General features: G+C 46.1%; 9 protein-coding genes. All 9 read right to left on the reverse strand.

Annotated features, from left to right (window positions below; genetic code table 11):
- Positions 1-89: 89 nt before the first annotated feature.
- Entirely contained in the window at positions 90-881 is a 792-nt protein-coding gene (locus HRU10_13840) for a hypothetical protein (protein NRA28312.1), read from the reverse strand.
- Positions 878-2062 (reverse strand): Gfo/Idh/MocA family oxidoreductase, encoded by a 1185-nt coding sequence (locus tag HRU10_13845; protein ID NRA28313.1) that lies wholly within the window; start codon positions 2060-2062, stop codon positions 878-880. The genes HRU10_13840 and HRU10_13845 overlap by 4 nt, the downstream gene beginning before the upstream one ends.
- 69 nt (positions 2063-2131) lie before the next feature.
- A complete protein-coding gene (locus HRU10_13850; GenBank protein NRA28314.1) occupies positions 2132-4165 on the reverse strand; it encodes a hypothetical protein in 2034 nt (677 codons plus the stop codon).
- Positions 4166-4213: 48 nt separating this feature from the next.
- Entirely contained in the window at positions 4214-5173 is a 960-nt protein-coding gene (locus HRU10_13855) for a LacI family DNA-binding transcriptional regulator (protein ID NRA28315.1), read from the reverse strand.
- Between the two features lie 434 nt (positions 5174-5607).
- On the reverse strand, positions 5608-7371 hold the full coding sequence (locus tag HRU10_13860) for a hypothetical protein (GenBank protein NRA28316.1): 1764 nt from the start codon (positions 7369-7371) through the stop codon (positions 5608-5610).
- Between the two features lie 373 nt (positions 7372-7744).
- Positions 7745-8584: an ion transporter gene (locus tag HRU10_13865; protein ID NRA28317.1), complete on the reverse strand. Its 840-nt coding sequence runs from the start codon at positions 8582-8584 to the stop codon at positions 7745-7747.
- 185 nt (positions 8585-8769) lie between these two features.
- Positions 8770-10362, reverse strand: coding sequence for an FAD-binding protein (locus HRU10_13870; protein NRA28318.1), 1593 nt, complete (start codon positions 10360-10362; stop codon positions 8770-8772).
- A complete protein-coding gene (gene nadC, locus HRU10_13875) occupies positions 10359-11183 on the reverse strand; it encodes a carboxylating nicotinate-nucleotide diphosphorylase (protein ID NRA28319.1) in 825 nt (274 codons plus the stop codon). The genes HRU10_13870 and nadC overlap by 4 nt, the downstream gene beginning before the upstream one ends.
- Positions 11184-11189: 6 nt before the next feature.
- Complete coding sequence (nadA, locus tag HRU10_13880; protein ID NRA28320.1) at positions 11190-12248, reverse strand: quinolinate synthase NadA; 1059 nt, start codon at positions 12246-12248, stop codon at positions 11190-11192.
- Positions 12249-12412: the final 164 nt, after the last annotated feature.

Consider the following 12412-nt stretch of genomic DNA (forward strand, 5'->3'; position numbering starts at 1 on the left):
TAGACACGATCAACCGCTACAGCCGATCAATACTCACCCCTGATCTCCGCCATCAGGCCTTATGGGATGGCTGTGTATTTTAAGCTAAATTAGATCGATTTTAACGCAGCCTTCACTAGGTCCAGATCATCGCAGGCATTAGCGAAAAGTTTTTCGATAGGTGGGTCTATACCCTTGGAGCAGCCTCCAGTAAATTTAACACACCAATCACCTTGATAACCCAGTTGAACTAGTTGGTGAATTCGCTCTACAACGAGGTTTTTTTCATCTCTCAGACAGGACCTCATACCGTCTTTTGCATCTGCGAGAATTAACTGAAGGTGAACGTAGGTGATGCGATCTTTTCCCAAATCGAATAGTGGTTCAGGGTCGAGATACTCACTACCCAGGTTACCCGGTAATTGTAGAATGACTTCCGGTGGTTGTTCCCAGTTTGAAGTATCCTCAATAAATGGGGCGATCTCCTCGAAAACAGTACGCCCGTGACATTCGCAGAGAGACCGAAAAGGCGGTGGATATTTATGAACCCACGCCTCACCAACCCGGAGACAATCATCTCGTAAATCCATATTTGTAAATGCGCCATTCCACTTCATCCCTATGCAACCGAGTTCCTCAATCACAGCATCTAGAGCCTTCCGTTGCGTTTCATGATGGGGCAGGCAGGTGTCATAGTGATTCAGAATAATAGGATGATCCCACTGTGCCAAACGCTGCCTTTCCTCTGGACTGGCCAGTAGTGCGTGGTTTTCCCATAACTCGATACCGTCAAATCCAGCTTCTAAGATCTTATCGAGCCAATCTGAAACCAGGAAACTCGGGTTCCCACGAGGCCAGCGATTGTGTTCTAACAAGCCAGTATTTAGAAAAAATTGTGTCATTTCAAATTCTTTGGTTTAGGATTCACTACTGCCTCGATATCGTCTGGATGGTAGTTGTATTGTTCCTGAATCTCATTGATAATTGCATTATCATAGGCTTCGGTATCCAGATCGCATAAGCTTATTGTTGCGCCTCCATTTTCAATACTGATGAGTGAAGCGATCTGCATTTCAACAGTTGCCAACGAAAGTTCAGCGCCCATCTGAGGTTCGCTATTATTCTGAACTGCAGAAGCAAAATCATATAAGTGGGCGATTACTGCAGCGGTATACCAGTATTGGCAATGAGCCCAACCCGTTTTCGTACGCGTTGGATGTTGGTTTTTTACGCTTAGAACACCCCGCGGCAATAGGCATTGACTGCTCTCCCAATTTCCGCGTCTCAAAATCTTTTCGACGGGTAAGCCGTCAAACCTTTGTCCTTCGTGTATCAGGCCATAAATAGCCATATTTCCATCAAAATCTCTGCTTGGAGCCGGTGCATGACGCAAGGTTCCATGGGTTCCATGCCATTCCTCGTAACCGGGTCGACCTGTTCTCCCTCTTGAGCCATTAATGCCAGCTCGTTGGTCAACAATCATGAGTCCATCATCCCAATAAAATTCTCTACTCATGAATATATCCGAGTCACCCCGACCTTGGCCATCTGGGGCAGAGTGCTGGATTGCGCGCACCGTATCAGGTGCTCGCCTTGCCCATGAAACCCAACGTGCACAGTTGTGATAATTCGCATTTGAGCCATAGCTGAATATTCTACCTATTTGACCGATATCACCCCGTTTCCGCAGTGCTTGGGCGAACCTATCGGCAGGCATGTAGGGAAACATCTCTGCAACATTTGATACGAGGGCATTCTTCTTTGCCAATTCACAAAGTTTCTTAGCCTGATCTATCGTGCTGCACCACTGAGTTTCAGTGTGACAGTGAATCCCATGCTCAAGTAAATATGCAGTGAGACCGAAATGAGTCGGAATCGGAGTGCAGATTAGCGCTGCATCAAAGTCTTTTATTTTTAAGAGTTCTGGTAGGTCATCCGAACCAAGACAGCCGATCTCATCTGCTCTAGATTTGGCTGTCTGCAATATCGGATCATAAACCGCAATAGGAATCATCCATTCGCTAATATCATTTAGTATAGGTTGATAAATGGTTTGGAAACGACGCCCTCCTCCAACTATCAATAATCGTAGTGGAGATGACTTGTCTGTAGAATTGATACTCAATTACCTCCTTTGGATGAGGTGATCCTATTATGGTTGAGAAGATTCATTAAGCCCCAACCAACTAGGATGGATTTCAGGTGGTAGTGGTGCAGTAATCAATGTGCTTGATTCATTTACCCACCTGGGGCCTGGACGAGGAAAACTCCAACGAGCGCCATACTCTAAAGCACCTAGATCGGAAGACTCTCCTATACTATTATGACCATATTTAGTATCATTCCCCGCACTTCCTGCATCAATTGATGGAGACTGAGATGTTAGATGAAAATCCACCTGATTATTTAATGGTTTTGGAGTCTCCGAGAAACTCTTAAAAGGTAATACTTCCGGCTCGGCGGGAAATTCCGGACTACTCACAAATCCCGGCTCTATATCTCTGATTGTATGCTCAAGATGATCTAACCTGTTTATATGGCCTTTATATAAATTGTTAGGACTTAAGGTCATCCCTTTATAAGCCCATTTATTCGCCTGCCAAACGCGGAAGATATTATTATCAATTAGTATATTCTCAAAAGTATGATCCTCTCCTGTCCACACAAAAGCTTTATTCGGATTGAGCATAGTGTTATGAACAATAGTGACGCCGCTGGTAGGTATATTTAGACTTTTCCATGACGGTATCATATACCATTTAAGCAGACCACAGTCCCTTAATCCCATTGTGCTCTGATATACAATATTGTGATCAATTAATAATCGGCCATCAAGAACAGGAGAAATTGCTAATGGCATGACTGCATCCATTAAAAAGTTATTATGAACTCTCATATTAAGTGTAGGTTTGGAATCAAATTCGATACACTCATCTGCTGCATTTCTCAGGACATTAAAGGCGATCTCTGACATATCCTTTGGATCGGTGCTCTTGCTAGGTCTTGGACGAATTAGATCAAGACCCTCGTATGCATGATTGTTAATGATACGGTGACGTAGTCCATAATGTTCAATGAATACAGCAGCTATTGTAGCTCCCGATGCAGCTTCCCAACCACCGTGATTAGTTTCAGCCCAGCGAGCCCATTGGAATCTCGGAAAAAGATGCCAATCGCAATGTTCCACAACCAGATCATCCGCTCCTCGAACATAAATGCCTTTTAGCGTACCAGTAAAACTAAGATCACTCAACTGAAGATTATCCGCATTGCTTGTTACCCAAATACCAAACTCTGGGGCAAAATCCATTTTCAACCCATGAATTCTCCAATGAGGAGCATCGATTTGAATGAGACATCCATCACGGCGCTCGAACATTTTCTTGTCATAGTCGCTCATCCACGAACTATCTGCAGCCTTGTGATATTCAACTAAAGCATTTGAACGAGGATTTTTTTTGTATGGTTTATTAATGCGAACATGCTTTGGTTCATCATTTCCAAATAGTTTTACATAAAGCTTTCCACACGCATGGCGAAAACCTTCTGGTGGAACTTGATCTTGATATTTGCCTCTTCTTATAGGCAATCGCCCAACCTGAAGATCCTTAATGCCATTAAATGGCTGTAGCACCCGACCGTTCACCTCAACATAAGCAGGAGCATATTCAAGATCGCATTGCCAAAGATCGTCGGAATGAGTCCATTGCTTTTGCAGGGTGACTGCGTTTGATAGAGTTGCACTACCTGCAGGCTCGGCAATCAAGCTTATTGGGGTTTCATTAGTTCCTGGCTGTGTGATTCTTAAGCGCCCTGGATATGTACCAGGGCTAAGTGATATGACGTCACCAGGTTTTGCAGAGTCCAAAATGGATTGCAAATCATCACTTGGATTTACCCTGATTCGATTACCAGAGAAGACAGGCATGGAACGCAACTCTGGTCCCGTCCATGTTCGATCTGTTGCATCTGGCAAAAACGTAAGATTCTCACTCCCAAATGTTTTTTGCGATAAACACGAAAAAGCGATTCCGCACATACAAAAAATAAGCAAATATCCAAAATGGGCTACTTGTTTTATCCTTCTTCGAACAAGATGATGTTTCAGAGATATACAGACTTTTTTATTCAACTGTCTATTAGGTAGAAATGACATGGTTAGAGCAATGGGGTTAGGGTATGACATGGTTAGAGCAATGGTGTTAGGGTATTTACTTAAAATATTGATCAATATCTATCCGGATTCTCTTTCATAGAGGGAATATGACATACTTAGGCTTGGCACTTCTCCTATGTCACCCAATAGTCCAGTAACGATAGCATAAATAGTACGCGCTAATTGAACCGGATTCACATAAAGAGCGGTTAAACTGGGTAGGCACCCCAACCAAATAGGGCCATCATCGAACGCGATTACATCTAGGTCTTTGGATATCTCTCGTCCAGCCCTAGCCGCAGCGCGATAAAAGGCCGGTGCTAATGAGCTGCTCTGCAATATGCAGGCGTCTGTATTTGGTGTGGATTCTAAAAACTGAGAAATATCATCCTCACGGTCGGAATTCGATGATAACGAAACGATACTTGACGAGATCCATTCATTAGACTCCATACCAGTCCGAAAGCCATTCATCCGACTCTCATATGAATAGTGATCAGTTTCCGGCAATTGTAGATAGGCGATATTTTTTCGATTATTATTTTTTAATCGCTCGACTGCTAACGATACTCCACCCTCTTCATCAAAAGTTATGCAACCGGTAGCATACCTCTGGTTTGTATTTACTTGGACCAACGCGAGCTCGATCTTGTCGATATACGCCTGGATCTCTGCGGGTAGCGACTCGAAAACCAGAACCGCATCAACAGCGTCTTCTGTCGTCATTTTGGGGCGCTTACCATCCTCTAATAATTCTATTTCTATAACCTTATCATAAAGGCTCGAGAGTTTGATAAGGAACTCTAAGACCCGACCCGGAATGGCATTCATGGAGGGCACAAGAACACCAATCACTCCATTTCCCTTGCCTCGCATAGATAAGGCGGCACGATTCAGGCGATATCCTAAAGTTTCAACTGCTTTCAAAACTGACTGTCGCGTAGCTTCACTGAATCCGATATTGCCCATCCTTTTGTTATTTAAGACAGAAGATACGACCATGCGAGAGACACCCGCCTCTTCGGCTACCTCTTTCATCGTTACTGTTCTTTGTCTGTTTTTCATCAGGAGTTGGTAAATGTGTGAAATTCTTGGGGATGTTTATGCTCTATTTTTTCTTGGCTACCTAGTGTCGTCGAAATTTTTAGAATTTGCTCAATCCATTAAATTAACACGGATTAACATACTTCAGCAATGCACCTCTGTCAAGAAAAAAAATAAATTCACGCGGAGCCATCTCCGTATTTTTAACAATAGATTATGCAGATACTCACAGATTTTTTCCAATAAAGCATATCCACAAAATAGAGAATCATCCATGAAATTTTACGGAATAACGCTTATGGATACTTCGCCAATCCGAAGGATACTCATACAATTGAGATCCTCGCTAGAAATAATAATAAAAATTTAATAACAAAATACTTATCTGCGTATTCTTTCTAATCTATGGTTTAGAAAAAACCTATATTCTAATATCGTTTAATTAACCAACGACATTGATATGGCTCGAAATCAATACCATCAGCGTGGTGAAAAGTATCCCCGGTTATGAGGTCTATGTATTTATAAGACTCTGCTAAATAATATTTTGTTGCCTCATCCCTCAAGTGATGAATCGCTAAACAATTTTCACCACTCTCCGGCATACGTTCAATAGCGAAAAAAGCTGATCCCCAATCTAATACCTCTTGAGCTGCGTGTGGATGAAATGCATCAACTTCTTTCCTTATTTTCAGAATCGCTTGATATCGCTCAAGCACCTTTTTCCGCAAAGTATCGGACTGCCTAAGCTCTGATTGTAACTCTTCAAAGTTATGCTGTTTACGGTTGATACTGCGAGCCCTTCCACTGAGCTTCACTCCTTCTTCGTCATTGCGCGACCCTATCAGAGATTGCAAATAGATACCTGGCATACCTGCGAATGAGAGCGCTATTATTTGCGAACACATAAAGCGGCTAATCTGCAACTCTATTGGTTCAGCTCCAGAAGAATCGGTAGCGATGGGTTTATTTAATGCGTCAAAATAAGTAATGTTCAATTCATAAGGACTGACACTACCATCAGAATTTCGCTTTCCGGTGATATCTCCACCGTGATCTTTTGCACGTTGAATTAACACCGTTCGCTTTTCCTCAGACAAAAGGTCTTCAGTGGCTCGCATACCAATTCCGTCATGTGTCGCGGTTATATTTAGCAGCGCGCACGGTGCAGCAGGTAAGATCAATTCTCCAGCCCAGTCACTAAGTGCGGTCCCATCACCTTCGATTAATGACAATAGAATTAGAGGTGGTAACGCGAAATTATAAACCATCTGGGCTTCATCCCCACCATCTCCAAGATACGAAATATTTTCTGGGTGCGGCACATTACATTCACTTAGCAGTAGTACTTCCGGATAAATTTCATCATAAACATCTCTTATCAATTTAATTATTTCGTGTGTTTTTGGCAGATGAATACATGAGGAACCGATCTCTTTCCAGAGATATGGAATTGCATCTAGACGAACCATAGAAGCCCCTTTTGACGCATAAAACAACATAACATCAAGTATCTCTAGTAAAACTTTGGGATTTTGATAATTTAAATCTACTTGATCTGGACCAAAGGTAGTCCACAGGTGCTTATCTCCTCTGTTTGTTTCAAAAGCATGAAGAAGCGGCAAATTACGCGTGCGGAATACTCCTGATAAGTCGACTTCAGTATCAACACTGAGACAAAAATTTTCGTAAGCCGGATCTCCTTTGCAAAAACCTCTAACATATTCGCTCGAAGCTGAAACATGATTAATGACTCCATCAAAAACCAACTGGAACTTACTTGCTAATTCTTCAATTTGAGTCCACTCACCTAAAGTAGGATTCACTTCGCGAAAATTTGTAACAGCAAAGCCATCATCAGAGGTCCAAGGATAGAATGGCAACAAATGCACATAGTTCAATAAACCTGAAAAATGCTCTCCAAGAAAGCTGTCTAGAGTTGCCAAAGGAGTTTGATTTTCACTTATAATCGAATCGCCATAAGTAAATAGCATGGCATCTCGTTGAGTCAGCTGGTTCTCCCAATTTTTAGGAGGATTTTTCTCGCGATATTTGCCTAAAAGTGTAGTCAACTGCGGCATTATATCATTCGCCACTTCAGGGCCATAGATAAAATCTAAGCGGTCTCTTATACGCTCAAGAGGTAATTTTTTATACTCATTCGCTTTAACGGAATCATTTTTAAATTCCATTGGCTTATTTTTTTCGCGGTTATGGGGTGGTGGGTGGTCCCGAACTTTGGATAGGTTTCTAGTTCAGTTAGACTGTAATTCAGCCAGCTCCGGCAGGAAGTCAAGACTGAACACGTTTATTGGTGAGCTACACCCCACAAGCAACAGCAACTCAGCCTGAAGCTTTTGCGCAACGACCTCCCTACAGCTCAACACCCAGACGATCTGCCGATCCTTTGATGTTTGGCGTTCACTCCCACTCGATATGGGCCATCACGATTTTTCTCTGTTCTTGTGTGCATGCTTCCAAAAGGGCCTCAGATAGACGATAACCATGGCGAAAAAACCCCCAAGATGGTCCATAGCGATACGCTGCGATTCGACGTTCCCCGTCCTAGTCTTTATCTGACAATTTTCTCTTTAAGGAATCTAGATCGTTCTGAATTCGCTCAAGAAGCTTGTCTGTGCTTTGATGATCTTCAATATCGATACGTGGCTGTCCCTCTACAGCGAGTTCCTGCATCGTAGAGACGATGATGCCGATGAACAGATTTAGGATCGTGAACGTTGCGATCACTATAAAAGGCACGAAAAACATCCAAGCCCAGGGAAACACTTCCATGACGGGACGCACTATCCCCATAGACCAGCTCTCTAAGGTCATAATTTGAAACAGAGAATACAAACTACTTCCGAGCGAACCAAACCACTGAGGAAACGCTGCTCCAAACAACTTCGTAGCCAGCACCCCCATGGCATAAAAAAATATAGCCATCACTGCAATGACTCCGGTGAGCCCTGGAATGGAATGCAAGAAGGCCGCGATGACACGCCGCAACTGAGGAATAACTGTCAATAAACGTAGCACCCGAAGAATACGCAGGGAGCGTAATACCGCCAACGGCCCAGCCCCGGGAGTCCAGGAAATCGCTACCACTGCGAAATCGAACCAATTCCAACCACTCCTCCAGAAGGTCATCCGAAATGCCAAAAACTTGATGACGAGCTCCACAGTAAAAATCCAGAGGCAGAGTATATCTAGCGCCTTCAAGAGCGGCCCGACACGTCCCATAATCCCAGCATCTGTCTCTAGTCCCAATACGATGCCGTTCAGAATAATGATTGATATAACAAAGCGTTGCACCCGACGGCTTTCAACCCAATGAGCGAGCCGCAAGCGCCAGGGAGCGACGCCGTGCTTGGTGCCTAAATAGTCTGCGAGATTATCACTCATAGAAGTAGATGAGATCGGACGATTGCGGTTTTCGCCACGATCGCAAGTAACAGATTATCTCAAATCCAACCTTTGGAGGGCTATAAAGCACTCTATCGCCGTGCGGGGTTTTCTCCCCAATCAATACTAAATTGCAAATCGACCGAGGAGCTCCTTTAAGAATTTTCGATTAACCAACGACCCGATCAAGCAACGCTAATCGGCGCAGCAAGCTCTTCTTCCGCATCGGCGCGGAAATGGCAGCCGCGACGCCGTGTATTGAGCGTGGCAGCGTGGATAATGAGCGTCGAGGTCAGGACTGCGTTGCGCAGGTTGAGGAGATGCTCGTCGAGCTGGGAATCGGCATAGAAGGCGTCGACTTCTTCTTTAAGTGAGCGAATGATACTGCGAGCCCGATCCAAGCGGTCTGCCGAACGGATGAGGCCGACGTAGTTCGTCATCGTGCTTTTGATCAACTTGAGGTCTTGCTTGATAAGGGACGTATCCGAAGCCTTCGTGGGGCTGCGCCATGCTTTGATTTGCGGTATACGAAAAGTCATGTTTTGCAGATCCCCCAAGTCGCCAGAGACGGTCAGCTCTGCACCGGTTAGGCATTCGAGTAAGGCGGTGCTCGCCAAGCGATTCGCGCCGTGAAGACCAGTGCATGCGCATTCGCCGATGGCATTCAAATTACGGATCGTCGTGCGGCCATTGAGGTCGGTATAAATCCCGCCACACAAATAATGAGCCGCTGGCGCCACTGGAGCTGGTTGAGATGTGATATCGACACCATATTCTAAGCATTTGCTGTAAACGAATGGAAAGCGCTCTTTAACTTGCTCGGCTCCAAGGTGCCTTAGATCGAGGTAGACCGCACTATCGCCATGAGTCATCATCTGCTCATAGATGGCACGGGCCACGAAATCCCGAGGAGCCAACTCTTTAAGCGGATGTTTTCCCTCCATAAAACGCTCGCCGGCTTCGTTGATCAACCAGGCGCCTTCGCCACGAATGGCTTCAGTGAGTAGGAAGGTCGGAGATCCCTTTTTTGAAAAAGCCGTAGGATGAAACTGGATATACTCCATGTCCATCAGCCGCGCCCCAACGCGGTAGGCCATTGCTGGGCCGTGCCCATAAATACCCTTCTGGTTTGTAGTATGATTGAACAACTGCCCCACTCCACCCGTAGCGAGCACGGTCTTTTTGGCGCGAATCGCAAAAACCTCGCCCGTGCCTTTATCCAATATGTAGGCCCCGAATACCGTTGGAGGTTCAAAGCGATCTTCGTAGTCTTGCGAACTGTGGGACAGCGTCAGCAGATCAATCGCGATCACGTTCTCAAAACGCTCAACGGTATCGAGCCGATCTACCCCAGCATGCACGCCTTCAAGAATTGAACGTCCCGTTGTGTCTTTGGCGAAGATGATGCGCGACTCCGAGTGGCCGCCTTCCCGCGTCATTTTGAGATCTCCGGAATCTTCTCGGCGGTCAAAATCGACTCCAAGGTCATCGATCAAAAGCTTTTTAACGGAACTGCTGCCGTGCGCTACCAAAGCACCGATTGCCTTGGGATTGGCAGTGCCTCCACTGGCTTTCATGATGTCTTCAGAAAGGCTACCTCCATCGACATCCGTATGGTAAATAATCCCTCCTTGCGCCCAATTACTATTGGCACTTTTGGGGGGCTTATCCGAAGATAATAAAGCAACTGAGTAACCATGCCGTCCCATCTGGTATGCATAGGCCGCACCCGCGAGGCCCGCCCCGAGTACGAGGCAGTCTTTATCGATGATCTTCATGAATCAAACAACAGGCTCAAATCCGCCGCAGTTACCGAATGCGTCAAGGCTCCGACGCTGATAATATCTGGCCCTGCTTTGCAATAGGCTTCGACCGTGTTCAGATCAATTCCCCCAGACACCTCTAAGACAGCCTTACCTGCATAGGCTTCCACACAGGCCCTCACTTGCTCGGGAGTCATATTATCGAGGAGAATGACGTCGGCACCGAATTCAATAGCCTGGCCAACCATTTCAAAATTGACCACCTCGGCTTCGATCTTGGACAAATGCGAAGCTCGCTTACGACACAGTTGGATGGCGCGCTCTAGGCTACCAGCGGAGGCGATGTGGTTTTCCTTAATGAGCACACCATCACCCAGACCCGAACGGTGATTGTAACAACCCCCGCAGCGGACCGCATATTTTGCCAGCGCGCGATAGGCAGGAAGTGTCTTACGTGTATCTACAATCCGCACGCCGTATGGCTCGGCGATCTTTGCATATCGGCGAGCCTGTGTGGCAATGCCAGAGAGATTTTGCAAGAAATTCAACGCTGTGCGTTCAGCAATCAGTAGTGGAATGGTGCGTCCGGAGAAAGTCACTACGGCGTCGCCGGCAGCCACAGAATCGCCGTCGCGTGCAACTGGATTCCATTCGACTTCAGGATCGCAGCGCTGGAACACAGCTGCGGCCATTTCCATCCCAGCAAGCGTTAAGTCCTCCTTGGCTACGATTCTTCCAGACGCTTGGTCGTTACGTTCGAATATGGCTTCGCTCGTGACGTCGCCCAAACCCGCATCCTCGCGGAGTGCCCAGTCAATGAGTGTGTTGTCCAACATGACCCGTTAAGCTGAAGTCATCTCGATCATCCGGCGCAAGGAGGTCTCCGCGCGCACACGCAACTCCTCGTCGAGCGTAATCTCGTGCTCGGGATGCGGCTGCTTCAGCACGTCACGGATCTTCTCCAGCGTATTGAGCTTCATGTAGGGACAGAGCTTGCAGGAACCGATAAAGCGTTTTTCTGGATTCTCTACCTCAAGCCGGCTGACCAAGCCGCATTCAGTCAGCATCATAAAATAAGGGGCATCCGATGTTTTGACGAAGTTCATCATCGCACCGGTGCTACCGACGAAATCGCTCAATCCTGTCACTTCAGGTGTGCATTCCGGGTGAGAGACAACGGCGAGTCCCGGATAACGCGCACGCGCTTCGTGGATAAGGTCTGTTGAAAATTGATCGTGCACCATGCAGGTGCCGTCCGAGGTAAGAATTTCCTTATCGATGCCACGATCCCGCATCTCAGTTCGGATGTTTTCCGCCATCAATCGATCAGGAACGAAGAGGATGCGGCGTTGTGGAAGTTTAGCGACGATATCGTAGACGTTGGTCGAGGTGACGCAGACATGACACTCAGCCTTTACGTCGGCATTGCAGTTAATATAACAAATCGTTGCAACGTCATCACCCACCTCCTTTTTAAGCTCACGAAGTTGTGCGCCGGTAAGTGAATCTGCCAAAGAACAGCCGCTGCCGATGTCGGGTATGTAGACCTTAGCATTGGGTGAAAGTATTTTAGCTGTTTCCGCCATAAAGACGACGCCACTGAAGACAATGACTGGCTTCTTGTTTTCCGCCGCCCCTACCGAGAGCTTATAAGAATCACCCACTAAATCGCCGACGCCATAAATGATCTCGGGATTGACGTAGGAATGCGCAAGAACGATGGCATTCTTTTCTTTTTTCAGCTGTTCGATCTCCAGAGTCACCGGAGCCAATTGATGGCAACGATCCAAGGACCACGAACCCTGTGCACTACACTCCACAGAGAGGAGACGCTTAAACAAGCGATCCGCCTCGCGGTCCAGTTCAGCCTCAGTGAAGTCAGGTGCTATTAATGTGCTCATGATCATTTGGGAGCTTGGAAACCCTGAAACAGTGCAGCTTAGGGACAAAAAGTAAAGTCGCAGGATTCAAGCTCGATTTAGAGGAGCTGAAGTGGTTCCGAACCTTGGACAGGTTTTTTTGTTCTGTTAAGGTGTAGCTCAGCCAGCTCCTGAAGGAAGTCGAG

This window comes from Opitutales bacterium, from assembly GCA_013215165.1.
Classification (GTDB): Bacteria; Verrucomicrobiota; Verrucomicrobiia; order Opitutales; family JABSRG01; genus JABSRG01.

What these genes read in the sequence shown, in the direction of transcription:
- HRU10_13850 (NRA28314.1), bottom strand. Translation starts at nt 4,165, where the DNA reads ATGTCATACCCTAACCCCATTGCTCTAACCATGTCATTTCTACCTAAT.
- nadC (NRA28319.1), bottom strand. Translation starts at nt 11,183, where the DNA reads ATGTTGGACAACACACTCATTGACTGGGCACTCCGCGAGGATGCGGGT.
- HRU10_13870 (NRA28318.1), bottom strand. Translation starts at nt 10,362, where the DNA reads ATGAAGATCATCGATAAAGACTGCCTCGTACTCGGGGCGGGCCTCGCG.
- HRU10_13865 (NRA28317.1), bottom strand. Translation starts at nt 8,584, where the DNA reads ATGAGTGATAATCTCGCAGACTATTTAGGCACCAAGCACGGCGTCGCT.
- HRU10_13855 (NRA28315.1), bottom strand. Translation starts at nt 5,173, where the DNA reads ATGAAAGAGGTAGCCGAAGAGGCGGGTGTCTCTCGCATGGTCGTATCT.
- nadA (NRA28320.1), bottom strand. Translation starts at nt 12,248, where the DNA reads ATGAGCACATTAATAGCACCTGACTTCACTGAGGCTGAACTGGACCGC.
- HRU10_13840 (NRA28312.1), bottom strand. Translation starts at nt 881, where the DNA reads ATGACACAATTTTTTCTAAATACTGGCTTGTTAGAACACAATCGCTGG.
- HRU10_13860 (NRA28316.1), bottom strand. Translation starts at nt 7,371, where the DNA reads ATGGAATTTAAAAATGATTCCGTTAAAGCGAATGAGTATAAAAAATTA.